The following is a 24,777-nucleotide window of genomic DNA, read 5'->3' as shown; positions in this document are numbered from 1 at the left end:
TGTGCTGGCGCGCCGCGAGTGGGTTGAATTGGGGTCACTCCGCGCTGACGCTGGCGCGCCCACCAACAGATCAAAGACACGGCGCCGACTGGTCAGTCGGCGCCGTCCTCAGACCGGATGGCTCAGGGCTTGCGCTTCTTCAGGATGCCGGCGAGGCCGAGCTGCGCCGCCATCCGCTTGGCGGCCGTGCTCTGTTTGGGCCGGTGTGAATACAGCAGCGTCATGACCGGCGAGGCGTGACCCACCATCGCCTGAATCTCGTTGAGGGGAACCTTGGCCTCCAGAGCAGCGGTGATGCACGTCGCGCGTACGGTGTGGAAGACGCGGTGCTCCATGCCCGCCGTCTGCAGGATTCGGCGCCACCGCCGCCCAATGTTGTTCTTGTGGTCGCGCGTGCCCCTCGGGGTGGGGAACAGCCATTCATGCGTTTCAGTCGGTACGGGCTTGGCCGGCTTCAAGGTCTGGTCAAAGCCACGGCCCCACTGCTTCAACGCGGCCTGGCGCTTCTTTTCACGCGTCTCCTCGGTACACACGCGCTTGATGCCCCAGGCGGGCCCGAGATCCGCCCGCAGACGGCCCAGCCGCTCCAGATGATCCTTCAACACGTCCTGAACCTCGTCGGGAAGCAGGATTTCACGGTGCGACCGGACATTTTTGCCCTTGCCTCGCCCCCCACCTTCCTTGGCGGTGCCGAAGGCCCTGAAGGTGTTGTTGACCGGATCGTAGTCCGACAGCCGTGCACCAACGAGTTCGCCGATGCGGACGCCGCTGGCAAATGCCAGCACGATCAGCGGAAACAGCTTCGGATCGAGTTCCGCGGCCGTCCGGAGAACGTTCTGGACGTCCTCGGTGGTCCAGGCGTCCGTCCACGGTTTGCTCGACAGGGTCGGCCGGAGATCCTTATCGAGCAGGCGCGCGACATTTTGGTGGACAGCCCCTTCGTGCACCGCAACGTCAAGGACGCGGCACAGGCGCTGGTAGACCTTACACTGCGTGCTCTCCGAATACCGCGGTGTGCCATCACCATCCGTCTCACCGAGGGTGGTCAGCACGTTGTGCACGTCGTCGCTCGTCAGCTGAGACACAAGCCGCTGACCCACCTGCTGGTCGATGATCTGATGCAGCCAGGCGAGGTTGCTCTGCGTGCTGTATTCGCCGGTAGACCCGCGGCGCTCCATGATCCGTCCGATCAGCATGGACACCGTAAGTACGGGCGCGGCGGCACGCAGCGCCGACGGGCCCGCGAGGTAGACCCTAATCGCTTCGCGCCAGGCTTTCTCCTCCGTATTCCGCGTGCTGCACGTACGATGACGCTCACCTGTGGCATGCACACCGAAGTCGACGGTGTAGGTCCAGCGGCCGTCTTTGCGCATCGACACCGAGATCGGTAGCTTAAAGTCCGGATCGAACTTAAACAGCTGTTCCGTACTTTCGGGGCCCTCAGCACCCGTCTGATCAGTGGGGCTAACGTCAGGCTGCGGAAGCATCGTGCTGGCAGGCGTGCGAGTGGGAATCTTCTTGCCGGGTTGTTTCGTGGTGCTCGTCTTCTTGCTCATGCTCCGTCTCCTGCAGGTCTGGGGTGTAGGCCTCGGGCTGACGGGAAGGTGCTCAATCGTTAAATGGTGTGCCCCACGTGCACAACGCGGCCCAGCACCTGGATGTCGGCCACCGTGCGGTCGTTGACCAGCAGCTGCCGGCCACCGACGTCCACGGCGCGCCCGCGCACAACCCGGTCACCGGCGAGGGCCAGGTACTCGCGGCCCACCTCGAGCTCGCGCTGCTCGTGGTCAACCACAAGCACGTCGCGTTCCACCAGGTAGGCACGGGCGCCCGTTCCCTCGGCAGCAGCACGGATCGGCAGGGGGTAGCGCACGTCCGGCCCGGTCGTGACACCCGCCTTCCGCCCTTCGATCATCGCCGCGTCGGACGCGGTGAGCTCGAGGGCCCGTTGCAGCGCCGGCCAGTACTGCGAGTGGGCGGGGTGCACCACGCCGCGCTCCAGATGGCTGAGGTACTGCACGCGTGGCATGCCGGTCGCGTCGACCACGTCCTGGGCGCTGAGGCCGAGGGCCTTGCGGCGAAGACGCAGCCACATCCCCGCCTTAACAGCATCCAGACCGGGCCGCGGCGACGGCACCGCAAGCTCGACCGTGACGTGATCTGGGATCCAGATCACGTCCTCATCCGGCTGATCCGGGGGCGCCGTGGCCGCAAAAGCCACCGCACCAAGCCAGGCCGTGGCTGGGGGGTCTTGATCCATGCGGATGATCTTGATTGACCTTGGGATGAGATATATGGGAGACGAATACGTCCCCACCCCCCCCACCTGCCAGCGTCCCGCGGGTGCAACTCGACGAACTGACCCAGGCTATCAACACCACCCTCCCCGCGCTCCTTGACCGCGTGACCGCCCTGCAGCAGGGCTCGGGGCAGGCGGACACCATCCTGAACACCGCGGAAGCGGCGAAGCTGCTGCGGATCGGCCAGCCGGTGCTCATTGAGCTGGTCAAACAGGGCATGATTCCCGGCTGGTACGTCGGCAACGGGTGGCGGTTTTCCCGCGCCCAGGTGCTCGCCGCGTTCCATGCCCAGGCGCAGCGCGCGGCCGACGCGGCGCGGGGCGGCGCCGATGACTGAACCGGCGAACGCCCTGACGCCCCACCTGCAGGCCGTGGAGCCCGGGCGCGGCTACGTGGCGGTGCCGCTGCAGACGGTCATGGATCCGCGCATGAGCGCCAAGGCCCTTGGACTGCTCACCTACGCGCTCGCGCGCCAGACGATTCCTGGAATTGAATGGCGGTTTTACGTGACCGAGATCGCCGACAACTTCGCCACGGGCGTCGAGGCCGTCGAGACCGGCCTGAAGGAGCTTGAGCGGCTGGGCTACGCCACGTATGTCCAGAACCCGCGCATCCGCGGGCGGTTTACCGGGGGGCGGTACGTGTTCCGCGCCACCTCACCCTCGGCGCCCGCGTGGCCGCGCGCTGGCAGTGGGGGCGGCCGTCCGGCGTCCACCGCCACCGGGAAACCCGCCCGCGGCCGGGCCGGTCGCGGTGAATCGCCTTCTATCCAGCCAGAGGCTGAGGCCCGGCCCGCGCCGGGCGCGGGCGGTATGGAACCCGAGGCCGGGTGCGGGCCTGCAGCGCCTGTGGCCTGGGAACCGGGGTGCAGCCCGCAGGCCGGGGACAGCGCACAGGGTGCAGCTCACCCCCCGGCAGGCGATGGGGCGGCCCCGATCCGGCGCGACCTGCAGACCGTGCTTGCCCGCAGTCAGGTGGATGCGGCGTCCGATCAGGGCCAGGCGGTGATCATGGCCGTCGAGGCTGCGCTGGCGACCCACGGCGCGGCACGGGTGCGGCGCGCTGTCCGGGCGGCCCTGGGGGCGGGTGTGCGCCACCCGGTGAGCTATCTCAGCCGCGTGCTGGCCCGGGTGGAACCGCCACCCCAGGTCGACGCTGCCCCCACCGAATCCCGCGGGGAGCTCGACCTCGCCGCCCTGCGCGCCCGGGTGCTGGACCATCAGCTGCGCATCGCCGGCGAGACCACGGCGCGGGTACAGGACGTCTTGAGCGGCCGATGGCCCACCCTGCTGCTCGAAGACGGCCGCGAAATCTTGCTGAAGGATCTGATGGACTTCGAGGTGATCGCGTGACGGTGCGCCGCCCACCCCCCCGAGCCGAGCGCGCGACGGCCACGCCGCCCTCCCCCACCCCGCCGCCCCACGACGCCGCCGAGCTCGCGGGAGCGGCCCTGCTCGGCGCCGCGTTGACGAGTCCCGCCGCCCTGGGCCGCCTGCGCGCGCTCGGCGTGCAGGCTGAAGAGTTCGGGGGGGCCCAGCAGCGCGTGTGGCGCACCATCGAGGAGCTCGGCGGCGGGGTGGTGGACGTGGTGACCGTCGCGGCCGCCCTGGGAACAGATCCGCTGGCTGCCCTCGGGGGCCCCGCGTACCTCACGGCCCTCGCGACCCAGGCCTCGACCGTCGACACCCTGGACGCCCACCGGGCCGCCCTGGGCCAGGCCGTCCACCAGCGCCGCGTCAGCCAGGCCCTGCAGACGCTGACCCGCCGCCACGCGCAGGCGCCCCACGACTTCGGCGCCGCGCTCCATGAGCTCACCGCCCTGGCGGGCCAGCCCATCGGGCGCCCCACCACCGGTCTGGCCCTCGGCGCGCTCGCGCGCACGGTGATCACCCAGATCCATCACCCCGAGCCCACTGCCACCCTGATCCCCACCGGGCTGCCGGCGCTGGACGCGGCGCTCACGGTGCTGCCCTGCCACCTGGTCGTGCTGGCCGGTCGCCCTGCGATGGGCAAGAGCCTGACGGGGCTGTGGATCGCGCTGCAGGCGGCCAAAGCCGGAATCCCGGGCCTGGTGATCAGCCTGGAAATGGCCGCGAGCGAGCTCGCCATGCGCGCGCTCGCGTGTGAGGCCCGGTGTGACGTCACCGGCGTGATGCGCGCTGCCCATGGAGCGCCACACGACCTCGGCGAACGTGGCCTGCAACGCCTCGACGCGGCGGCGACGCGGCTGGACGCGCTGCCCCTGCACATAGTGGATCAACTTCAGACCCCAGAACAGCTTGAGCAGGCGATCGCCCACGCCGCCTCGACCGGCGTGCGGCTGGTGGTGGTGGATCACCTGCACTGCATCGTTGCTGATGACGGCCGCAGCAACGAGACGGTGGTGCTGGGGCGAATCACGGCCCAGCTCAAGGCGGCGGCGCGCCGGCATGGCGTGGCGATCTGGCTGCTTGCTCAGCTGTCGCGCGCCGCCGAGTACCGTGCCGACCACCGACCCGTGCTCAGTGACCTGCGCCAGAGCGGTGAAATTGAGGCCTTTGCCGACACCGTGGTCATGGCCTACCGGGATGAGTACTACCACCCCTACACGCCAGACGCCGGGATCTTGGAACTGATCATTGCCAAGCAGCGCCACGGCACGGTCACCACGGTTCGGGCCGGGTGGGACGGGAGCTGTCAGCGGCTGGTTCCGCTCTGAATACTCGAACCCGCCGAGACCCCGCTGCTACGGTGAAGCCATGGACAAGCTCACCCAAGCCCGCAGTTTCGCCCTGGCCGCTGTGCACTTCGGATCTCAGCAGATTCGCCTGCAGGTGCTCACCGGAGATCGGCTGACGGGCGCGCTCAAGGAGCTCGGGCTGTCTGGCCAGGCCGCGGCCGACGCCGCGGCCGCCCTGGTGGCCCAGCATCAGCTGACCGTCGGGGCCACCACGCTGCTGCTGCGGGAGATCGCGCCCGGTGATCTGGTGCCCCTGGAGCGCCTGACCTTCGCCGACGCGCTGGACGCCGCCGGCCTGAACCGCTCTGACGTCAAGGTCGCCACCGGCCGGCCCACCAAGACCGTCACCGAGTGGCGGCTGCGACGCCTGCAGCCTTCGGCCTATGAGGCCTGCCGAGTGGCCGCCAAACTGCGCCTGTCTGTTGAGGCCATCGACTGGCGCACCGACTTCGCCGCCAAGGCCGATAAGGCGGCCAAGGAAGCCGCAACCCGTCAAGCCCGCGCATCCCGAGCCTGACCACCACGGTCATGGCCCGAACCGGCCCACCGTGGCCCCTGGAGATGACCATGACCCTGGAAACCCTCGCCCGCGCCCTTCGCCTCGACCTCGCCCTGACCGTGGGGCAGGCGTGTCGCCTCACGGGCCACGACGTGCCCACCATCCTGAACCACGCCGCCACCGCCGGGTGGCCCCTCGCCGAGCGCCGCCTCGGGCTCACCCGCCACAGCACCCCGCACCACGTCACCTTTCTCTGCCGGGACGCCCGGGTGGCCGCCTACGACGGGGATCTGCTTCGCCAGCTGGCCGGCACCGCGGCGCTGCGGCACCACTGTGGGGCCGGGTGGGGCACCTGGACGGTGCGCGCGCACGACGGCGCCGTACAACTTTCGCCCGACCGCTGGCTGAGCCTTCCCACCCCCGACGCCGTGTGGACGTGCTGGGCGGATGGGGAGGTTGACCACTGGTGGGTCGAGTATGACGCGGGCTCGCACACGACCGCTGTGCTGGCCGAGCGCCTCCTGAGCTACGCCCAGCCCCAGCGCCGCGGCGACGTTCCCCGGCCCCAGCTGTGGGGCACGGGCTCAGAGGCCCGCACCCGGAGGATCCTCACCCTGGCGCGCCGCGTCCTGCCCGACACCGCCGTGGTCGTCGTCCGCACGGTGGACTGGTGCCCCCCCCGGCCCCACGACGGTGGCGTGGGGGAACGGCTCCGTATCCCAGATCTGGGGGCGGCGCAGTGATCCCCACCCCGGACGGTGGGGACACGGAGGCCGAGGCGACCCTGTACGACCGCATGCTGGAGGGCGAGTTCGGCCCCCTCATCCCAACCGCCAGCGCCCGCGCGCGCCTGCAACTGTCCGACGAGGCCCTGCGGCGGTTCGGCGACGAGGCCGAGGGGCTGCTCGGCGGCGCCCTGCCCACGGGGTCGTCGGGTGGGCGGATGTACCCGGAAGAACTCCTGGTGTTGATGGCCCTCGCGCGCGCCCACCGGGAGTCCGGGCGCGCCCGCAGCCGGCGCGCCGCCCTGGCCGCGCTGCTCACGGCCCGCGGATGGGTGGCTGCGGCCCCGGATGAGGAACCGGCCGATCCGGCGCCGCTGGGCGAGATGGTCGCGGATCTGCGCGCCGTCAGCTGGCGCCTGACCGAGGTGGCCCCCCAGCTCGGTGGCGTCGTCGAGGAGCACCGGGATGTCCTCGCGGATCTGTACGCGGCCCTGAACCGCATGACGCTGGAACTGCCCCAGGTGCTCCCCCACCTTGAGCGAATCCGGCAGGCCAACAACACGGTGACGGCCAGCGCGCGCGACCTCAGGCAGCGGACCGATCACCTGAGCGCGCTCACCGCCGCCCTGGATGCCTGGGTCGCGGCCCACCACCGGCTGGCCACCCAGTCACGTTCGGCGTCGTGGGCGGCGCTGTGGCCTGTGGCCGTGGTGTCCGGCGCCAGCAGTCTGGTCGGCGCCGTGATCGCGCGGCTGCTAGGGAGCTGAACGGCCGCAAGGCCACAGCGTCTTGGTAGTCAACGGAAGAACTGAGCACGGGGAGGGGGGATAGAAGCAGCAGGGGTGGAACCACGTAAACAGCCCCGAACCACACCCATCTTGAAACGTCAATGAGGTGTTGGCTGCGTGCGACGGTAGACCGCGCCAGGCACGCCGATCTCAGAGGAGACCCATTGACGGATCGACATGTTGATTTTTCCCAGCCCCTTCACCCGACCCCCGGCCAGCTCCGGGGGTTGCGCCGTATGGCCAGCGCCGTGCGCGCGGCGCAGCTCACCGTGCATACGGCCCTGCTGCACCACGCTGCGGGCCACCCGCTCAGCCTGGTCGACGCCGCGCCGGGCCGGGCGGCGCCGCTCCCCCGCCTGGCGCCCGATGCGCGGGTGTGGCCGCCCACGGTGACCCAGCAGCGCCTCGTGGGTGAGCTCCAGCACCTGCGCGGGAGCCTCGGCTGGCCGTCCATGCCGGCGAGCGCGCTTGGGTGGGCGGTCAGCAGCGTGGCGCAGGTGTGGCGCGCCCCCGCCCTGCGGCCGCGCCGCGTCAGCGATCTGACGACCCTAGATGCCCTCCCACCGCCTGTCATCGCGCTGCGCAACGTGCTGCCGGTCGATGAGGTCACCCTGGAGATTCTCGGCCTCGGTGACCACGCCCTGGTGGAGGCCGACCTGTACCTGCTGCCGACGCCCTTTGCCCAGGCCCTGTGGCACCGCCATCACGCTCGGCTGGGGCGGGAAGCCGAGCGGCTGACGCAGGCAGAAGCCGCGTTCTTTAGCGGTGGTGCGCCCCAGCCGGCGGCTGACGCGTTGCGCCTGCGGGCCCGGTACGCCTCCGTGGGGCTGCTACTGGACGGCCGCAGCGCGCCACCGGCGCCGCCACCGGGCGCTCCGACCTGCCGCGACCAGGTCGTCCTGCGTGACGTAGGCACCCCCACGGCGCCGCGCTGGGAAGTGGTGTGGTCGTTTCACGTCCCGGCGCCCAGCAGGTGGCTCGTTGATGACGTCCTGGGCGTCGACCCTGGTCAGCGCCACACCTGGGCGTACGCGTCAGCGGCCATGCACGGGGTGATCCCGCGGCCACACGCCGGGGCGTGGGTCTGGCCTGCCCTGGATCCTGGCCCAGGCATCACCCCTCACGGCGAGCGGCGCGCCCGGGCGTGGGCACGGCGGGCCCTGTTTGAACGCATGCGGCCAGGGCATGAGCAGCTGATCGCCCTCGCGCTGATGCACCGGGTGTGCGCGGTGGAAGACGTCGCCTGGGGCGGCTTCCGCTGGCACGGCAGCTACGCGGACTACGCCGGCGATCCCGGAATCGGCATCCGCGCCGCGTTGGACTGGTTGACGGCGCTGGCCCCGGTGCACGGTGTGGAGCTCATCCGCACCCCGCCGGCGTACTCCACGCGCACCTGCTCACGGTGCGGCCGGGTTCGGCCGCGGCCGGGGAGCGGGCGGCCGTTCACGTGCCCGTGCGGCCAGCGGGAAGCGGCGGACATCAACGCGGCGCGCAACCACCGGCAGCGCGCCCTGCAGATGCTGGCGGCCCGCCGTGACGGGTGAGGCGCCGCCGGGCCCGTGGGACGTTCTGGAGTGCCACTGGCCGGCGGCGCTGCGCGCAGTCAACGCCTACCTGCCGTTCCGCCTGGAGCCGCGCCGCACTGGCCGCCTAGGCAAACGGCCGTGCCGCGTGGCCGGTGGGCGGCTGTACCCGGTGGATTCCGGTGATCCCCGGTGGCGCCTGCCGTTTGGCGACGCCCTGGCGCTGTGGCGCGCCGGGCGCTGCGCGGGCATTGGGCTCGCCCTCGACGCGGGCCGCGCGGTGATCGGTGGACTGCCGCTGGTTGCGGTCGACATCGACGACGCGCTGGTGAACGGCACCGTCGACCCGGTCGCGCAGCGGCTGCTGGATACGCTTGGCCCGACCTACACGGAGGTGAGCGTGTCGGGCAGCGGCCTCCACGCCCTGGCGCTGGGCACGCTCCCGGTGGCCGGGCGGCGCGGCGCCGGGCTGGAGCTGATCAGCGCGGGGTACGTGACCTGCAGCGGCCGCCACCTGCCAGGGAGCCCCAGCACCGTGGAACCGCGCCGAGCTGGGCTGCGCGCGCTGCATGCCCTGGTCACGCCGCACTCAGGAGCGCCCGGGCGTTCTGAACCTCAGCCACCTCAGCGCGCCGACGCCGAGGTGCTGCGCCTCGCGCGGCATACCCACGGCGCGTATTTCGCATACCTGTACGACGCCGGCGATCTCACGCTTCACCTCGGCGACCACTCCCGCGCCGACCTCGCCCTCGCGCGGCTGCTTGCCCAGCACACGGCCGACCCGGCGCAGCTCGAGCGGCTGTTACACGGTGCGGCCCTCTACCGCCCGGCGCGCTGGATTCAGCGTGTCAGCCGCACCGGCTTGACGTACGGCGCGCGCACCATCGCCACCGCGCTGCAGCCGCTGCCCCCCACCTACCACACCCCAAGGACGCCACGATGACCCCACGACTTCGCCTCCACGAACTGCCCCTGCACCCCACCCCCGAACAGCTCCACCACCTGCGCCAGCTGCGCGCCGCCTGCGGCCTGGTCGCCCTCGCCACCGCCGAGCAGGCGTACTGGCAGGCGGCCGGACAGGACGTCTCGGTCGCCGCGCTACTGGGCGGTGCTGACCACCCTGACCGCACGCCCGAAGGTGAAGCCCAGGAACTGCGCCGAGGAGGCGACGTGGCCGGCGTGCCCGTCACGCTGCTGGTCAACGCCATCGCCAGCCAGCGCGCTCAGATGGGTGAGCCGGCGCTCGGCGGGGCCGGCGCGCCGCACGTGCGGTTACCGATCCCGCTGGGCGGCGCACAATGGATCACCCACGCAGCCCCCGATGGCCTGCTCCTCGCGGGCGTGCCGGGCATCGTCGCCGCGCCGGTGTGGCAGGCGCAGCGCGCGTACGGCGACGTGCCACCGACCGCCAGCAGGCGGGTCATCCTGACTGGCGCGGCGTGGGCGGATCGCGGCCATGGTGACCACGGCTGGATGGTGGACGTCGAGCTCGACGTCGCCGGAATATGAACCTACGGGTTGGTGAAGTACAACTCCGAGCGCGTGCACGCCGGGCAGTCCCGGTAGAACTGCGGCCCAACCTTGCGGGTGCGCGCCGCCGCCCCGCACGCCGGGCACGTCAGCCGGATCGCGGTGTTCCCGTCGCAGGCCCGGCAGTGGAAGTAGTAGCTGCGCCCAAACTTGATCTCCAGGTCGCCGCCACCGCACTTGCCGCACTGGAACGCCGCTACAGGGTCGGCCCTGGTGGGCGAAGAAATCGACGGCGCCGGGGCCAGGCGCGGGGTTCCAACCGACGGCGCCGGCACCGAGGTGGGGCGCTCTGGAGCGTGCCGGCCCACCGCCGCCGGCGCGGTAGCGGGAGGCTCGGTACCCAACGGCGCCGGCGCGGCGTGCCGCTCGGTGTGCCTGGCCCGCAGGAACGCGCTGACCTTGGTGAACTCCTCTGGAGTGAGGTTGAAGCCCCACTGCTCGCTGCGCTTGTCGCGCGAGAACGGGTGCGCGAGCGCGCTGTGCTCCGCCATCAGCTCCTTCACGCGATCCGGCACCTGGTCGGCCTTCTTGACCTCGGGGAGCGCCTGGTGGGTCTGCACCACGCCGCTGTCGCTGATCGCCACCACGACGTCGATGAGGAATCCCTGGAAGCCACCCTGCTTCATGCCGAACAGGATCTTGTTGCGCAGCTCCTCCCGGTGGGCCTGCAGCAGCGCCCGCAGCAGATCCCCCTGCCGCCGCGCCTGCAGCACCGGCGAGGGCATGCCGCGCTTCTGGCCCTTCCACTCCCGTGCCCACTCCTCGCGGTCGTTGATGCTCACGGAACTGGTCACGCTCTTGCTTTCGATAATGATGAACCCAGCCTTGTGCAGCACCAGGTGGTCGATCTGGGCCGCCTCGCCACCGTGTTCCAGGCGCAGGTCGTTGAAGACGTGGATGGCAGGATCGGCCCCGAACGCGCGGCGCAGGTAGTGGGCCATCTGCTTCTCGGCCTCGTCGCCGGCGCGCTGGAAGCGGTCGGTGGTCGGGGCCGGCGTGGACTCCTTCAGGATCATGGGGTTCCCAGGGTAGCGGGTGGCGCACCAGCGCGGCGCCTTAACTCAGCGGGGGTGCGCCCAGGCCCGCGAAAATCTCGCGCATCATGACCGCGTCCAACAGCGCCAGCACCGCGTATGGCAGCAGATCACGGGCTTCACGGTTCCAGATCGCCAGAGCGCAGCTCCCCACCACGACGAGCACGCACAGCGGCACCAGCAGCCACGCCATCACCCAGTGCCCATCATCGACCAGGGCCTGCAGCAGCGGCGACAGCGCCCTGGTCGCGGCGGGGAGCTGCAGCAGCACCCACAGCGGCACCGTCCAGGCGGTGGCCCACAGGCATTCATGGCGGAGCCGCGCGGTGGTGGGCACGGCGCGCTCGAATCCATCCAGCAGCTTTTGACGCATGGACCTGCAGCATAGGACAGTGCGCCGTCTGGCGCCTTCCCGCCTCCGTCGTGGAGAGCTTCAGCCCTGGAAGCCCCTGAACTCTGGCCGCCCCCCCTGGCGCATCATTGTGAACGGATCGCGGTGGAGATTCTGACTCAGGCCGGCTGCGTGATCCTCTGCGAGATCGGCGTGCGCCACCTTCAGCACCCAATGGGTGGTCGAGGCGATGAGCGGCAGCAGGCGCGACCCATCGAAGAACCTGGCCGCCCGGCTGTCGTCGAGTTCTCTGACTTGAGGCGCGGTCGTCAGCCTGTGCGCCAACCGGGGCCAGGCCATCGCGCAGCTGCACCTCGATGCGGCCCAGAGCGCCATCAAGCGCGCGCGAGCTGGTGGAGTGGTCCGGACAGTAAGGCATGTTCAGGTCGATGACACGCGCCGCGTGAGCACTGCTCGCCACGCCGGGACTGGGGCTCATCCAGGTCGGGGCGCCGCCGATCGTCCGGGTCACGGAGCCAAGACGCACCAATCCCGTGTCCTGGATCGTCGGCGACCGGGTGTCCGGCTGGGTGGTGACGACGCTGGCTACTGGAAACCGCGACGCGGCGCGGGACGTCACGCTGATTAGGGCCCAGCCCACCCGAAACGGGGTGACCGTTCGCCGGTTCGAATGGCGCCTGGTCATGACACGCCTTCAGAGCGTGAGATTGTTGGAGACGCCTGAATCTCTGAAGCCGACTGGTCAGCTCCGACGATCGTTCACCACCGTCAGGTGGGCGCCGCCTGCTTCCCGGGCATACAGCAGCGCGGCCGCGACCCGGGCATTGACCTGTGGATCGCGCGTGTCGATGCCCAGCGCCGCGTACAGTCCACCCAACGCGTTTTCGATCCATTTTGGGCTCAGGTTCAGCCGCTGCGCCATCGCCGAGTTCGAATATCCCTGGGTGATCAGGCTCCACAACTCCAGCTGACGCGGCGTCAAGGGCGCGGCGCGTGACCCGCCCGGCAGGCCCTGCGCCAGCTGCGGATCGAGCACCACCTGCCCCCGGCGCACCCCCTCGATCGCTCGCAAGACGGTCTGGACATCCTGCACAGACTTTTTCAGCAGGTAAGCCCACCCCGTCAGGTTCGCGGCGATGAGTTCGCGCGCGAACGCCAGATGCGCGTGGTTCGACAGCAGGACAATCCCCAGGTTGGGATACCGCTCCCGCAGCTGCCGGCCCAGCGTGATGCCGTCCTCTCCACCCAGGTCGATATCGAGCAGCGCTACCTCCGCGCGATCTAGGTGGTCGCTGGCAAGCACCGCCTCGGACGTTCCGTAGGCCCCAAGGCACCGCACCTGGCCGGTCTGCTCGAGCGCGTGGCACAGCAGGTCGCGGAACAGCTTCTCGTCCTCGATCAGCACCACGCGGAAGTCCGTGTGTGGGCTCACGTGGGCACCTCCGCCCACAGGCGCGTGGGGCCACCCGCCCGGCTCTCGATGCCCCAGCGTCCCCCCGCACTCTCAACCCGCGCCCCCAGGCTCAGGAGCCCCAGGCCCGGCAGGCGGTGGGTGGGCGAGAACCCGCAGCCATCGTCCATGATGTCGAGCCGCAGGGTACCCGCCTCCTGCTCCAGCCACACGGTCGCGGAATCCGCTTCCGCGTGCTTGAGGACGTTCCCGAGCGCCTCCTCGATCACGCGGAAAGCGACCAGCCGCAGATCCATCGGGAGCGTGCGTTCCGCGTCGATTACAGCGTCATTCGCCACCAGCCGCACATCCAGTACGCCCTGCAGGCGGGCAGCCATGAGCTGCAGCGCGGTCACCAGACCGATGCGCAGCGCCTCCGGGTGCAACTGATGGCTGGCCTGGCGCACATCGTGCTCGCGCAGGTTCTCGAGATCGGCGCGCACGGCGTCGATCTGGGCGCGGGCGTCCGCGCTGATCTCCCCGATCTCCCCCAGGCGGTACTCGGCGACGAGCAGGCGGGACTGCACGTGGGAGTGCAGGAATTCGCTGATGTCCCGCCGGGTGCGTTCCTCCGAGTCACTCACCAGGCGGCGGGACGCGTCCAGGGCCGCCGCTGTGCGCCGGCCCTCCTCGAGGAGTTCGGCGTTGTGGATGCTGAGGGCCACCTGCCGGGCGAAGGCCTGTGCCGTGCGGATCTGGGTGGGGCTGAAGTGAGGATCCCGCTGGTACACGGACAGGCAGCCGAGCACGCGGTGCTCGACGCACAGCGGCAGCGTCAGGCATTCCCCGGCGCCGGCGAGATGACGGGCAATGCGGGCCACCAGGGGGGAAGTTACGCCCCGAGTGAAGTCCTCGATGGAGCCGATCACCGGGCCGCGGCCATCCAGGACGGCGCGCAGCAGTGGGTTGGCGTCCAGGTCGTTGACCAGGTGCAGATCGAAATTGGGCACATGCTGCTGGGCGAAGCGTAGTGCGCGCTGGACGTTGCGCCCGTGGAGACCGCCGAAGCACACGGGCTGCGAGGTGCGCGCCTCCACGTCAAAGCGGGCGAGCACGATGAACGCGAAGCCGAGGGCCGCCTCGGCATCCTCAACGATCTGCGGCGCGTAGACGGACCAATCCAGGGGGGCAGGCACAGCCCGGGGCCGCGTGGCGCTCATGCGTGATGCTGGCACGCTCTACAGGGATCACCTAGGGGGCAATCCCTACCAAACGCTGACGATCTCCTGCTGTTGTTACCGTTTGCAATTCGGCCCGATGGGCCGGGGGTTTCCCCCCTATGGTCTGCCTGAACCTGCGCTCAGACTGCCTTCATCCAGGACACCATGCCCAGCCGCGCCCCTAAAGGGATGCGCCTCCGACTCCTGGTGTGCCGCCCGCTGCGCCTTGTGTGGTCATCCTCCCCTCTATCGGATCGGCATTCACGCCTCATTCACGCCCCTCCGCATAGGGTGCGCGGGATCCAGAGAAACGCAGACCACACCGAACGAACCTGCCAAGTTACGCCGTCCACTCACGTGCTTACCACGCGCCGAGGTTCCACATGACCCGACATCTTCCCTTCCTCCTGACCCTGCTGGCACTGACCGCCTGTGGAAGCGTCTCCAAGCCAGAGCCGCAAACCGGCGCCGACACCCCGTGGCTCACCCTGGTGGCCGATCAGGCTCCGGACGTCAGCACCCTCGACGGCCAGGCCCTCAGCGACCTGCGGGCCGTGATCCTCACCGGCACCACCGGCAAGACCACCACGACCGGCTTCCTGCTCACCCTGACGGGCGCCGCGGCCTACAGCATCACCGGCCCCAGTTGGGTCACCGTCAAGCCCGCCAGCGGCACGCTGAAATCCGGTCAGGCCGCCCTGACCATGACCACCACCTGCCCAAAGACGCCCCAGAATTATCTCGGCACGCTGACCATCACCGGCACCGCACCGGGCAGCAGCAAGACCACCACCCAGCCCATCATTCTGATCTGCAACGCGCCGGGGAGCCCCCTGCCGTACCTGTACCCGCCCGTGACCAGCGCCGAGCTGGGCAGCACCGTGAGCAGCCTCAGCGGCAAGCTCGCCAATCTCAGCGGCGGGAAAGGTACGGTTAGCACGCTGGGCGGCACGGCCATCGTCAATGGGCTGCCCGTCGCCGGCGGCGCCACGGTCCGGAACGGCGACCTGCTCGCGCTGCGGGTCACGACCAGCACGCAGGGGCTCACCACCGTAGCGGCCGTGACCCGGATCGAGCCGTTCACCGCGATCTTCCTGGCCTCGACCCGCGCCGTCAGCGCCCCCAGCGTGCTGTACGCCACGCCCACCAGCCTCGACTTCCTGAACGCGGTGACGCCGCAGACGGTTACGGTCACGCGCAGCAGCACGCTCGCGGCGCCGACGGTCACCGGCACCTGCGCGGGGATCGCCACGGTCACGGCGGGCGCCTCGACCAGCACCACCACCAGCTACACGGTGCAGCCGCTTGCGGCCGGGAGTTGCATGGTCACGTTCACGTCGGGCGCCCTGCACACTGACCTTCCCCTCACGGTGACGACCACGACCGTCACTGCGCACTGACAGGAGCCGCCATGACCGTTCCCCGACGTCTCCTGCTGGCCGGTCTGCTCGCCCTGAGCGCGTGCAGCCAGCCCACCGCCCCACAGGCCGCCAGCCCCACGGCGACCACCACCCCGACCATCGGCACACCCGGCCCAGAGCAGTCCCTGGTACGGCTGGTGCTGCCCAACCTCAAGGCCATCAGCGGCCAGTACCTGAACGCCAGCAAGACCACCAGCCTGACCGTGGCCGTGGACAGCGCCGCGCCGACCACGATTGCCCTGTCGAGCCTGACCTGCACGGCCAGCGGCTGCCCGGTCAAGCTGTATGTCAGCGCGGGCGCACACACCTTCACCGTGAAGGCGTACAGCGCCACGAGCGTGTTGATCTCGCAGGGCAGCCAGGGCCTGACGGTGGTCAAGGGTCAGGACAACGCCCTGGACATGACGCTCGACGCCGTGAACGTGACATACAGCCTTCGATCTGCGGTGCAGCAGTTCGATCCGGCGACCAAAGTCATCGGCAACTACGCGCGCTTCCGCTTTAGCGGCGGGCACAGCCTGGTTGCGTACTACGACATCCTGGCCAAAGATGCGGTGGGTGACACCGTCAACCACGCTCCCGCAGATGCCACCCTGTGCGGCGACAGTAACGTGAGAGTCACGAACATCAGCGATGCAACCTTCCCCAACCGCTACCGGGTGGAGCTGACCACGGCCGGAACGCATACCCTGACCGCCTACTCGGGCCTGACATGTGGAATGGGCAGCGTGCTGGCCACCCAGAGTCTAAAAACGATCTCGGCGCGTGACGCTATAAGCGGTGGTGACAGTCACAGTCTGGCCCTGCTGGCGGACGGCACGGTGCGCGCCTGGGGGAACAACAGCAGCGGACGGCTCGGCAACCCCAGCCCCTTGGACAGCACCACCCCCATGACCGTCAGCGGCATCACCACCAGCAACCCGGCCGTTGAGGTCGCCGCCGGAAACGGTCACAGTCTGGCGATTCTGGCGGACGGCACCGTGCGCGCCTGGGGGTACAACGGCTACGGCCAGCTCGGCAACGGCACCACCACACAGAGCACCACCCCCGTCACCGTCAGCGGCATCACCACCAGCAACCCGGCCGTTGAGATCGCCGCCGGATACAGTCACAGCCTGGCGATTCTGGCGGACGGCACGGTGCGGGCCTGGGGCTACAACAACGTCGGCCAGCTCGGCAACGGCACCACCACGAAGAGCACCACCCCCGTCACCGTCAGCGGCATCACGGCCAGCAACCCAGCGGTCGAGGTCGCGGGCGGCAACTACCACAGTCTGGCGATTCTGGCGGACGGCACCGTGCGCGCCTGGGGCTACAGCAACTTCGGTCAGCTCGGCAACGGCGCCACCACGGGCAGCACCACACCCGTGACCGTCAGCGGCATCACGGCCAGCAACCCGGCCGTTGAGATCGCGGGCGGTCTCTACCACAGCCTGGCGATTCTGGCGGACGGCACCGTGCGCGCCTGGGGCTACAACAGCAACGGTCAGCTCGGCAACGGCACCACCACGAGCAGCACCACCCCCGTGACCGTCAGCGGCATCACCACAGCTGCCGTCCCCACCCCATGATCTCCACCACCGCACGCCTCGCCCTTCGCCCTCTCACCCTTCAAGGTAGGTTCCCCATGATGACCAACCGCGCTGTCCTGCTCGTCTCCGCCCTCCTTCTCGCCGGCTGCTCCAGCGTCACCCCCGCCCCCACCGCCAGCACGCCCGTAGCGTCCACCCCAGTGCCGGCCACCGCCACCCTGAGCGTCTTCATCCCCAGCGCCAGCGGCTTCCACGCCCAGTACGTGCCCACCACCACCACGGGCCTGCGCGTGCGCCTGGGCACCTACGACAAGACCTTCCCGGTCGGGGCCGCCCAGCCCGGCTGCACAGCCGTCACGGGGGGCGTGTCGTGCACCTTCACGCTGACCGTTAGCGCCGGCGCGGATCAGACCCTGCGCCTCGACGCCCTGGACGCCGCCAACCACGTGCTGTCCACCTCCACCCAGACCGTCACGGTCGTGAAGGGCCAGAACAACGCCTTCGACGTGCTGCTCACCGGGGTCGCGGCGGCTGGGCTGGGCAGCCTCACGCCCACCAGCCGTCCCGCAGAGGTCACGGCGGCCACCGGCAGCGCGATCCTCGACCGCGGCGGCGCGTTCAGCTTCGGCGTGGCCCTGCGCGACGCGAGCGGGCAGATCATCGTGAACCCCGGCCTGCCCACCTTCACGGTGTGCAGCACCAACGCCGCCTTCACGGTGGCGGGCGCCGCGACCACCACCCCAGTCGTGACAGCCCCCGAACCGACCGGCGCGGCGCAGACGACCACGCTGTTCATCCCCGCCGACGGCAACTGCTCGACGACCGCCAACCCCCTGGCCAGCACGGCGCTGACGGTGCCCGCCTTCACCCTGGAGGCGAGCGTCCCGGCGACCATCGTGGCCGGCTCCAGCGCGGTCACCACGGCGCAGCTGTACACGGCGAAGCACAACCTGCTGACGGTGGCCGGGCGCACCGTGGGCTTCAGCACCTCGGCCGGCTCGGTCAGCGCGGCGTCGGACGTCACGGACTCGACCGGTCAGGCATCGGTGAACGTGATCGCCCCCACCACCATCACGACCGGCACCGTCACCGCCAGCAGCGCGGGCGTGAGTGGCACCGCGTCCTTCACGACTGTCGCGGGCACGGCGAACGCGACGACCTCCACCCTGACCGTCACGCCGGACACCGTGTTCGTGGGCGGCAGCAGCACCGTCACCGTGACCCTGAAGGACGCCAACGGCAACCCGGTGACCACGGCGCCGACGCTGACCGGCACGAACGGCGTGACCATCGGCGCGGCCATGGGCGGTGCCGCCGTGAACAACGTGTTCACCTTCCCGGTCACCGCGCCGACGAGCATCACGGCCAACCCGACCACGGTGGTCTTCACGGCGAAGGTCGGCGGGAACACGGTGGGCACCGGCACGCTGACCGTCAATGCCAACCCGGTCGTGATCACGGTGGGCGGCCAGCCGATCCCGCCGGTGTTCGACTTCAGCAGCGGGGGCGCGCAGACCTTCACCCTCAGCCAGCCGGGGTCGACGGGCGTGTTCACGTCCGCGTCCAGCAACCCGGGCGTCGCCACGGCGACCATCACGAACGGGGTGCTGACCGTCACGCCGATCGGCGCGGGCGTGAGCACCATCACGATCACCGACCAGTACGGTCAGACCGTGACCTTCGACGTGACGGTCACCACCGTCAGCATCACCGTGCACTGAGGCTGGGCACCCCAAAGCGAGCTGGGATGGCGCCACGCGGCGTCGCCCTCCCAGCTCGCGCTCTTCGACGACCGATTCACCGCTGGTGAGCCGACACCTTCACGTCATCCCTTCAAAGGACGGTTTCTATGCACCTCAGACTGGCTTCTCTGCTCTCGCTCACCCTGCTGCTCGCCGCGTGCTCCCAGTCGACAGCGCCCACCACGACCCCTGACCCCACCTCGTCCGCACCCTCGACGCCGGTGAAGGCCACCGGCAGCGCCACCTTGAAGCTCTTCATCCCGGCGGTCAAGGCCAGCGGGCTGGGGGCACAGTTCCTGTCTGCCGGCACCACGGCCGTCCGCGTGCGGATCGGCACGGTCGACCAGACCTTCGGAGTCGGCGCCAACGCCCCCGGCTGCGCAGCGGTCAGCGGGGGCGTCAGCTGCACCTTCTCGCTCGTCGTCCCCGCGGGATCGCAGACCCTGGTGATCGACGCACTGGACGTGCACGGCGCAGTGTTGTCCACATCCACTCAGCAGATCACGGTCACGGCCGGCGCCAACACCCCGCTGACGGTGACCCTGACGGGCGTGGCGGCCGCCGGGAGCGGCACCCTCAGCGTGACCAGCCGTCTGGGCGACCTCTACGACTACGATTCATACGGGAATGGCCCGCACCAGGTGGGTCTCGACCAGGGCGGGGCGTATACCCTCGCGGTGACGCTCAAGGATGCGAGCGGCCAGGTGATCCTCGATCCTGGTCTGCCAGCGTTCAGGGTCTGCAGCAGCAATCCGGCCTTCACGCTGACGGGTGGCACCACCAGCGCGCCGGTTCTGACGGCGCCGGAGCCCACAAACACGGGCGATCAGATCACCACGGTGTTCATTCCGCCAGATGGGAACTGCGCCACCACGACAGGTTCGCTCGCGAGTGCCGACTACGCCGTGAGTGCGCTTCACTCAGCAAGTGTTGCCATTGATTACAACACATATACGGGGATTCCCGGCTCCATCATGCACGTCACTGGCAAACTGTTCTCCTACCTGGGCAGGCCCGTGCATGCGAGCGGCGTGCGGGTGACGGCCGACTCCGGCGGTCTTGGCTCCTTCAACCCAGAGAGCACTGTGACCGATGCCAACGGCGAGGCCCATTTCCTCTTCACCACCCCGATGAGTGTGCCGCGAGGCCCCTATCCCTGGTACACGTTCGCGCTCAACTTCGAGGGCGTAGTCGGCGCGCCAGTCAGCTACGCTCCCAAAAACGGGCCGGTCAGTCTCGACAACTCGGTTATCAACCTGTCGCCGGACACGGTGAACACGGGTCAGACGAGCACCCTGTATGTGACGCTGCAGGACATCTACGGCATCGAGATCGCCTCAGAACCTACGGTGACAGCCACAGGTGGAGCAGTGGTCGGAGAGCTCTCCTATGACGACTCGGACAACGCCTACTTCCCGATCACGGCGCCGAACACATCGGGGCCGGTGACCATCACGGTGGCCAGCGGTGGTGTGACCGTCAAGACCCTGACCTTGACAGTCAAAGGCAACCCGGTGACGGTGCTGGACGGCACGCAGCCGGTTCCGGCGCTGTACGACTTCCCCAGTGGCGCCGCGAAGGCCTTCACTCTTCAGGAAGCTGGGTACAGCGGCGCCTTCACCGTGACGGCCAACAACAGCAATGTGACGGCGAGCGTGTCAGGGACAACCCTGACCGTGACGCCGGTGAGTGCCGGCACGACGACGCTGACGGTGAGCGACGCCCGCGGGCAGAGCATGCACTTCGACGTGCGGGTGTCGACCCTCGACCTCGTGGTGCAGTGAGGTTGCCGTCCTCGCCTCATTTCGGGCGCGGTACCTTCCTCGCCACGAACCACTGACACCGTGGTCGGGAAGGACGGCGCTGACGAGGTGATGTGCGTGGCCCGTGTCAATCGCCCACCTCAAACGCTGATCGACAGTGACCGACAGACAGCGAGTGAATACGGGGTGAGATAGCGTGAGCGGCCCCAATACCCGCAGGCCAGATTGCGAGTTAGAGCGAATTTAAGCGTCCTAGACGGCAAATCTCGCGCTTCACACGCGAGAGGTCGTAGGTTCGAGTCCTCTACCACCCACCAACGTAAACCTCGACTCAGTCGAGGTCTTTTCTTTTGTTGTCCGTGCGGGGACAGTGCCGCGGTCGCCGACACGGTGCGGGCGACCGCCCGTCAGGCGGTAAGCGCCCTGCATGACGCGGGCGTGCGCACCGTGATGCTCACCGGCGACAACGGCCGCACCGCCGGCGCCGTGGCCTGTGACCTCGGCATCGACACCGTGATCGCCGATGTGCTCCCGGAGGACAAGGCAGCGAAGGGGCAGGAACTCCAGGCCCAGGGCCGCATGGTTGCGATGTCGGTGACGGCGTGAACGACGCGCCCGCGCTCGCGCAGGCCGACGTGGGCATCGCCATCGGTGCCGGTACCGATGTGGCCGTCGAGACCGCCGACGTGATCCTGGTGCGAAACGACCGGGCCGCGGTCGCGGGCGCCGTGGTGCTCGCCCGGCGCGTGCAGTCGAAGATCCGGCAGAACCTGTTCTGGGCGGCGGCGTACAACGTCCTGGCGATCCCCATCGCGGCAGGCGTGCTGTACCCGAGCTACGGCCTGCTGCTGCGCCCCGAGTGGGCGGCGCTGCTGATGAGCGCCAGCACCGTCATCGTGACCGTCAACGCCCTGCTGCTGAACCGTCTCGCAGGGACAGGTGCCACCCCACGCCCAGGACGTACGCCCACCCCTGCTTGACGGCCGGCCATGATGCCGCCTGCCATGGTGTCTGATGCTCGGCGGCGTGATCCTCAGGGGGACAGCTGTTCCAGCTGTCCCCACGGGACATCAAGGGCGAGGGTCTTGATGGCGAGCAGCACCACGGTCACCACGAACACGCGGCGCACGACAGCCTCGGGGAGCCGCAACGTCCAGCGGGCCCCGAGCGTCGCCCCCACGTACATCATCACGGCCAGCACCGCGCCCAGACGCCAGTCGATGACGCCGCGCCACGCGAAGATCACTGTGGCCACCAGCGACGAGGCCACGTTTACCACCTTGGTGGTCGCCACCGCCCGCAGAAAGGGCATCTGGAACGCCGTGACGAAGGCCGCCGTCAGTAGGGTCACGTACCCGCCGCTGAAAAACCCCCCGTAGACGGCGAGCAGCAGCGTGAGCACGTAGCCGACAAATGGGCCGTGCTGCGGGGAGGGAAGCTCCGGTGTGGCGCGGCGGGCCGACCGCAGGACAACGACTGCCACCACCAGCATGGCGACCGCGATGATCAGGGGCAGGATGGTCGGCGGCACCCTGAAGACCAGCAGCGCGCCGGCGATGGAGCCGATCAGGGTCAGGCCGATCAGGGCAGGCAGGCGGGACCGATCCAGGGTGTCACCACCCAGGAACGGAACTGAGGCGCCGACGCTGAGCGCAGTCAGGGCCAGCATGTTGGTGCCGAGCGCGACGGTGGGCGGGACGCCAAAGGCGAGCAGGGCGGGCACGGTGATCAAAGAGGTGGCGCCGGTCACGACGCTGATGACGCTCGTCGCGAAGAAAATCACGACGAGTGCCAGCAGATCGAGGGACGACATGCCGAGGCATTCTACGGAAGGTGCAGCGCAGCAGCACCGATGACGTAGGGCGAAACAATCCCGACCAAGTCCATGTATGAGCGACCGCTCAGCTACAGTGAGGGATGACTTCCGCGCGCTCGGCAGCCCCGCACTGTGAGACGGCCCGACTGATCTCCCTCAGGTCTGGTGCAGCTCGCGCGCGACGCGTTGACCATTCGGGCACTGTCGACACTCAGCGCCCCCAGATGGCCACTGGGTGCCCACGCTCTTGAGTGCGCCGCTGGGTCAGATCCTGACCCTGACGCTGATCCCGGTGGCGGCCACCATCCTGGGCGGCACAGTCGCCACCTTCAGGACGCCCAGCGATCAGCTGCGCAGCCTCGTCCAGCACTTCGCCGCAGGCGTGGTGTTCGCGGCCGCCGCCGGCGAACTGCTCCCCGAGATCACGCGCAATCACCAGCCTGTCGGCGTGGTGATCGGTTTCGCGCTCGGCGTCATCGTGATGCTCCTCATCCGGCATTTCGCCGAGCGGCTGGAGGGCGTCGGCCCCCAGACCACCGGCAAGGAGGCAAGCAACGTCGGGCTGATCACAGTGGTCGGCATCGACGTCCTGATCGACGGCCTGCTGATCGGCGTGGGCTTCGCGGCGGGCGCGCGGGTGGGGACGCTGCTGGTGGTGGCCCTGACGCTGGAACTGCTGTTCCTCGGGGTGTCGGTGGCATCCAGTCTGGGGCAGGCGGGCACATCCCGCGGCCGAACCATCGCCACGGTGACGGGCCTGAGTCTGCTGGTGATCCTGGGGGCGCTGCTCGGGGGCACGCTCTTGCAGGGCCTGTCGGGGCTGGCGCTGGAAATCGTGTTGTCCTTCGGCGCCGCGGCGCTGCTGTTCCTGGTCACCGAGGAACTCCTGACCGAGGCACACGAGGTCAAGGAGACGCCGCTGATCACCGCCGCGTTCTTTGCGGGGTTCGTGGCCCTGTACCTGCTGGAACTCATGGGCTGAAGGCGGTTCTGCTGTGACCACGACCACGTGGCTCATGCCCACCATGCCTGGTCGAGTACGGCCGCGCATTCCCGATCGGTACCCTGCTATCACCGCCTTCGTGGTCGCGGTAGTGGTGCATGGCGCGCCGGCCAAATCGCTCGCCCTGGTGGCCGACCCGGCGCGCTGGGCGACCAAACCGCGACCGGGGCGTCGTGGGGGATCGTGCCGACCAGCATCAGTGCTCAAGGGCACGCGACGCCGTTGTGATTCATGATGAAGGCGACATGGAGCGTGGTTCCCTAAGGTCTGATCCCCCACATTGGGGAGCGGCTTCGGCGCGGAGGGCGGGAGGCCGTGCGATGGCAGTGTGTTCTGACTTTGAACGCGTCCAGGGATGGTCAGGATGAATCGTGCCCACACGGAGATCGCTGCGTCTGCCTACCGAACGCTGGCCACCTTCCGGGACGCGGTGGTGCGCTATGACCGGGCCAGCCTGCAGCACATTCAGGCGGCCGACCTGACGTCACAACAGTACGCGCTGCTGGTGCACGTGGCCGGGCATCTCACCGGCACCCCCAGCGTTGGTGAGCTGGCCGAGTCCATGCTGCTGGGCCACAACAGCGTGGTGGAGCTCTCCCAGCGGGCGGAGCGCAATGGGCTGCTGCAGCGCGCGGTGGATCCAGCCCGGGGGAACCGCACCCTGCTGATCCTGACGGCTGAGGGCGCGCGCCGCGTCGATGAAGTGACGCGCGCGCTCGTGCTGCAGCTCGGCCAGGAGCGGACGGATGTGCGCGCCTCCCTGTCGCGGTGGGAGGCGACCTTACGGTCTCAGGCGGTGCAGGCGGCCTTCCTGAACCCGCAGGGGCCGGCGGCGCTGGTGCCGGACTATGCCCTCCGGCCAGCGGCGGCCAGGCACCAGGCCCTCACCTGGACGCTCCTTCAACACCACCTGCATGCCCTCAGTCCATACCACCATGTCCCCATGACGGCCAGCGGGGAGTACCGGTATCCCCCCTTCAAGCGGTATTGGCAGGGCGGCCCGGATCACGCCCAGTTGCTGTGGGTAAACCAGCGGCCTGCCGGCTTCGTGCTGCTGCGGCAGGGCCGGGATGCCACGCGGTTCGCGCTGTCGGAATTGAGCGTCGTGCCTGCGTGGCAGGGGCGCGGCCTGGGCCGGTCGCTGGCGCGTGATCTGCTTGGCGCCCGCCGCGGAACGTGGACTGTGGACTTCCACCGGGAGAATGGAGGGGCTCGGCGGTTCTGGGAACGCGTCCTGGACGACCTCCACCTCGAAGTCACCAGCGTGATCCCGGTGCGCCTGCCGTTGGGCGGGGGGGAACGCTGGCAGTTCACGGTGCCGCCGTCCGGGTGAGCCCACGCTCGCCCGGTGATTTCATGAACCAACCCTCAATTGGTGGTGCACTGAAGGGACGCGTACGCTGAGCCAGTCAAAGTCGTG

24 protein-coding genes are annotated in these 24,777 nt (G+C 69.5%); 17 read left to right on the top strand and 7 right to left on the bottom strand.

All coding sequences use genetic code 11. The features are described from left to right. Positions 1 to 122: 122 nt before the first annotated feature. Both E7T09_RS01055 and E7T09_RS01050 read right to left on the bottom strand, forming a co-directional pair. A complete protein-coding gene (locus E7T09_RS01055; RefSeq protein WP_136387296.1) occupies positions 123 to 1,556 on the bottom strand; it encodes a tyrosine-type recombinase/integrase in 1,434 nt (477 codons plus the stop codon). Between the two features lie 59 nt (positions 1,557 to 1,615). After that, a complete protein-coding gene (locus tag E7T09_RS01050; protein WP_168734645.1) occupies positions 1,616 to 2,260 on the bottom strand; it encodes a helix-turn-helix domain-containing protein in 645 nt (214 codons plus the stop codon). A gap of 83 nt (positions 2,261 to 2,343) precedes the next feature. Here E7T09_RS01050 and E7T09_RS01045 point away from each other — a divergent pair, with 83 nt between their 5' ends. The 9 genes from E7T09_RS01045 (at position 2,344) to E7T09_RS01005 (ending at position 10,063) form a co-directional block, all read left to right on the top strand. Continuing rightward, on the top strand, positions 2,344 to 2,637 hold the full coding sequence (locus E7T09_RS01045) for a helix-turn-helix domain-containing protein (protein ID WP_168734644.1): 294 nt from the start codon (positions 2,344 to 2,346) through the stop codon (positions 2,635 to 2,637). Then, complete coding sequence (locus E7T09_RS01040; protein ID WP_136387293.1) at positions 2,630 to 3,652, top strand: hypothetical protein; 1,023 nt, start codon at positions 2,630 to 2,632, stop codon at positions 3,650 to 3,652. Before E7T09_RS01045 ends, E7T09_RS01040 begins: the two co-directional genes overlap by 8 nt. Continuing rightward, positions 3,649 to 4,998, top strand: a complete 1,350-nt coding sequence (locus E7T09_RS01035) for a DnaB-like helicase C-terminal domain-containing protein (protein ID WP_168734643.1) — start codon at positions 3,649 to 3,651, stop codon at positions 4,996 to 4,998. Before E7T09_RS01040 ends, E7T09_RS01035 begins: the two co-directional genes overlap by 4 nt. Before the next feature lie 40 nt (positions 4,999 to 5,038). Further along, a complete protein-coding gene (locus tag E7T09_RS01030; protein ID WP_136387292.1) occupies positions 5,039 to 5,536 on the top strand; it encodes a hypothetical protein in 498 nt (165 codons plus the stop codon). A gap of 50 nt (positions 5,537 to 5,586) precedes the next feature. Further along, positions 5,587 to 6,261 carry a hypothetical protein gene (locus tag E7T09_RS01025; protein WP_136387291.1) on the top strand — a complete coding sequence of 225 codons (675 nt, stop codon included), beginning with the start codon at positions 5,587 to 5,589 and terminating at the stop codon, positions 6,259 to 6,261. Next, a complete protein-coding gene (locus E7T09_RS01020; protein ID WP_136387290.1) occupies positions 6,258 to 7,010 on the top strand; it encodes a hypothetical protein in 753 nt (250 codons plus the stop codon). The genes E7T09_RS01025 and E7T09_RS01020 overlap by 4 nt, the downstream gene beginning before the upstream one ends. A 257-nt stretch (positions 7,011 to 7,267) precedes the next feature. Further along, entirely contained in the window at positions 7,268 to 8,575 is a 1,308-nt protein-coding gene (locus E7T09_RS01015; protein WP_168734642.1) for a zinc ribbon domain-containing protein, read from the top strand. Beyond that, complete coding sequence (locus E7T09_RS01010) at positions 8,565 to 9,497, top strand: hypothetical protein (protein ID WP_136387288.1); 933 nt, start codon at positions 8,565 to 8,567, stop codon at positions 9,495 to 9,497. The genes E7T09_RS01015 and E7T09_RS01010 overlap by 11 nt, the downstream gene beginning before the upstream one ends. Further along, on the top strand, positions 9,494 to 10,063 hold the full coding sequence (locus E7T09_RS01005; RefSeq protein ID WP_136387287.1) for a hypothetical protein: 570 nt from the start codon (positions 9,494 to 9,496) through the stop codon (positions 10,061 to 10,063). Before E7T09_RS01010 ends, E7T09_RS01005 begins: the two co-directional genes overlap by 4 nt. Positions 10,064 to 10,065: 2 nt before the next feature. On the opposite strand, the gene E7T09_RS01000 is transcribed toward E7T09_RS01005, so the two are convergent. From E7T09_RS01000 to E7T09_RS00985, 4 genes are all read right to left on the bottom strand, one after another. Beyond that, positions 10,066 to 11,100 (bottom strand): nuclease-related domain-containing protein, encoded by a 1,035-nt coding sequence (locus tag E7T09_RS01000; protein ID WP_136387286.1) that lies wholly within the window; start codon positions 11,098 to 11,100, stop codon positions 10,066 to 10,068. 40 nt (positions 11,101 to 11,140) lie between these two features. Continuing rightward, positions 11,141 to 11,491, bottom strand: coding sequence for a hypothetical protein (locus E7T09_RS00995; RefSeq protein WP_136387285.1), 351 nt, complete (start codon positions 11,489 to 11,491; stop codon positions 11,141 to 11,143). Between the two features lie 721 nt (positions 11,492 to 12,212). Further along, positions 12,213 to 12,902, bottom strand: a complete 690-nt coding sequence (locus E7T09_RS00990; RefSeq protein WP_136387284.1) for a response regulator transcription factor — start codon at positions 12,900 to 12,902, stop codon at positions 12,213 to 12,215. Continuing rightward, positions 12,899 to 14,080: a GAF domain-containing protein gene (locus E7T09_RS00985; RefSeq protein ID WP_136387283.1), complete on the bottom strand. Its 1,182-nt coding sequence runs from the start codon at positions 14,078 to 14,080 to the stop codon at positions 12,899 to 12,901. Before E7T09_RS00985 ends, E7T09_RS00990 begins: the two co-directional genes overlap by 4 nt. 383 nt (positions 14,081 to 14,463) lie before the next feature. On the opposite strand from E7T09_RS00985, the gene E7T09_RS00980 reads away from it, so the two are divergent. The 6 genes from E7T09_RS00980 (at position 14,464) to E7T09_RS22155 (ending at position 21,518) form a co-directional block, all read left to right on the top strand. After that, positions 14,464 to 15,480 carry a hypothetical protein gene (locus E7T09_RS00980; RefSeq protein WP_136387282.1) on the top strand — a complete coding sequence of 339 codons (1,017 nt, stop codon included), beginning with the start codon at positions 14,464 to 14,466 and terminating at the stop codon, positions 15,478 to 15,480. A gap of 11 nt (positions 15,481 to 15,491) precedes the next feature. Beyond that, on the top strand, positions 15,492 to 17,072 hold the full coding sequence (locus E7T09_RS00975) for a hypothetical protein (protein ID WP_136387281.1): 1,581 nt from the start codon (positions 15,492 to 15,494) through the stop codon (positions 17,070 to 17,072). A 59-nt stretch (positions 17,073 to 17,131) separates the two neighbouring features. After that, positions 17,132 to 18,754, top strand: a complete 1,623-nt coding sequence (locus E7T09_RS00970; protein WP_136387280.1) for a hypothetical protein — start codon at positions 17,132 to 17,134, stop codon at positions 18,752 to 18,754. Positions 18,755 to 18,882: 128 nt separating this feature from the next. Continuing rightward, on the top strand, positions 18,883 to 20,559 hold the full coding sequence (locus tag E7T09_RS00965) for a hypothetical protein (protein ID WP_136387279.1): 1,677 nt from the start codon (positions 18,883 to 18,885) through the stop codon (positions 20,557 to 20,559). A gap of 369 nt (positions 20,560 to 20,928) precedes the next feature. Next, on the top strand, positions 20,929 to 21,144 hold the full coding sequence (locus E7T09_RS22160; protein WP_240741553.1) for an HAD family hydrolase: 216 nt from the start codon (positions 20,929 to 20,931) through the stop codon (positions 21,142 to 21,144). Then, the gene (locus E7T09_RS22155; protein ID WP_240741552.1) at positions 21,141 to 21,518 is read left to right on the top strand and encodes a hypothetical protein; all 378 of its coding nucleotides are present in this window, start codon (positions 21,141 to 21,143) and stop codon (positions 21,516 to 21,518) included. Before E7T09_RS22160 ends, E7T09_RS22155 begins: the two co-directional genes overlap by 4 nt. A gap of 53 nt (positions 21,519 to 21,571) precedes the next feature. Here the strand turns inward: E7T09_RS22155 and E7T09_RS00955 are convergent, their stop codons facing one another. Beyond that, on the bottom strand, positions 21,572 to 22,351 hold the full coding sequence (locus E7T09_RS00955; protein WP_136387278.1) for a sulfite exporter TauE/SafE family protein: 780 nt from the start codon (positions 22,349 to 22,351) through the stop codon (positions 21,572 to 21,574). A gap of 238 nt (positions 22,352 to 22,589) precedes the next feature. On the opposite strand from E7T09_RS00955, the gene E7T09_RS22045 reads away from it, so the two are divergent. Next, positions 22,590 to 23,336, top strand: coding sequence for a transporter (locus E7T09_RS22045; RefSeq protein WP_240741551.1), 747 nt, complete (start codon positions 22,590 to 22,592; stop codon positions 23,334 to 23,336). A 385-nt stretch (positions 23,337 to 23,721) separates the two neighbouring features. Beyond that, positions 23,722 to 24,690: a GNAT family N-acetyltransferase gene (locus E7T09_RS00945; protein ID WP_168734641.1), complete on the top strand. Its 969-nt coding sequence runs from the start codon at positions 23,722 to 23,724 to the stop codon at positions 24,688 to 24,690. Positions 24,691 to 24,777 lie beyond the last annotated feature (87 nt).

The sequence above is a fragment of the Deinococcus sp. KSM4-11 genome (assembly GCF_004801415.1).
Taxonomy (GTDB): Bacteria; Deinococcota; Deinococci; order Deinococcales; family Deinococcaceae; genus Deinococcus.
Note: the sequence above shows the minus strand (reverse complement) of the source record. Positions and strands in the feature narration are given on the sequence as shown.

Coding starts and splice junctions, on each gene's coding strand:
- E7T09_RS01000 (WP_136387286.1), bottom strand. CDS start 11,100: ATGATCCTGAAGGAGTCCACGCCGGCCCCGACCACCGACCGCTTCCAG.
- E7T09_RS01005 (WP_136387287.1), top strand. CDS start 9,494: ATGACCCCACGACTTCGCCTCCACGAACTGCCCCTGCACCCCACCCCC.
- E7T09_RS01040 (WP_136387293.1), top strand. CDS start 2,630: ATGACTGAACCGGCGAACGCCCTGACGCCCCACCTGCAGGCCGTGGAG.
- E7T09_RS01015 (WP_168734642.1), top strand. CDS start 7,268: ATGGCCAGCGCCGTGCGCGCGGCGCAGCTCACCGTGCATACGGCCCTG.
- E7T09_RS00965 (WP_136387279.1), top strand. CDS start 18,883: ATGCACCTCAGACTGGCTTCTCTGCTCTCGCTCACCCTGCTGCTCGCC.
- E7T09_RS00985 (WP_136387283.1), bottom strand. CDS start 14,080: ATGAGCGCCACGCGGCCCCGGGCTGTGCCTGCCCCCCTGGATTGGTCC.
- E7T09_RS01050 (WP_168734645.1), bottom strand. CDS start 2,260: ATGGATCAAGACCCCCCAGCCACGGCCTGGCTTGGTGCGGTGGCTTTT.
- E7T09_RS00945 (WP_168734641.1), top strand. CDS start 23,722: ATGAATCGTGCCCACACGGAGATCGCTGCGTCTGCCTACCGAACGCTG.
- E7T09_RS00995 (WP_136387285.1), bottom strand. CDS start 11,491: ATGCGTCAAAAGCTGCTGGATGGATTCGAGCGCGCCGTGCCCACCACC.
- E7T09_RS00955 (WP_136387278.1), bottom strand. CDS start 22,351: ATGTCGTCCCTCGATCTGCTGGCACTCGTCGTGATTTTCTTCGCGACG.
- E7T09_RS00970 (WP_136387280.1), top strand. CDS start 17,132: ATGACCAACCGCGCTGTCCTGCTCGTCTCCGCCCTCCTTCTCGCCGGC.
- E7T09_RS00975 (WP_136387281.1), top strand. CDS start 15,492: ATGACCGTTCCCCGACGTCTCCTGCTGGCCGGTCTGCTCGCCCTGAGC.
- E7T09_RS01025 (WP_136387291.1), top strand. CDS start 5,587: ATGACCCTGGAAACCCTCGCCCGCGCCCTTCGCCTCGACCTCGCCCTG.
- E7T09_RS01030 (WP_136387292.1), top strand. CDS start 5,039: ATGGACAAGCTCACCCAAGCCCGCAGTTTCGCCCTGGCCGCTGTGCAC.
- E7T09_RS00980 (WP_136387282.1), top strand. CDS start 14,464: ATGACCCGACATCTTCCCTTCCTCCTGACCCTGCTGGCACTGACCGCC.
- E7T09_RS01055 (WP_136387296.1), bottom strand. CDS start 1,556: ATGAGCAAGAAGACGAGCACCACGAAACAACCCGGCAAGAAGATTCCC.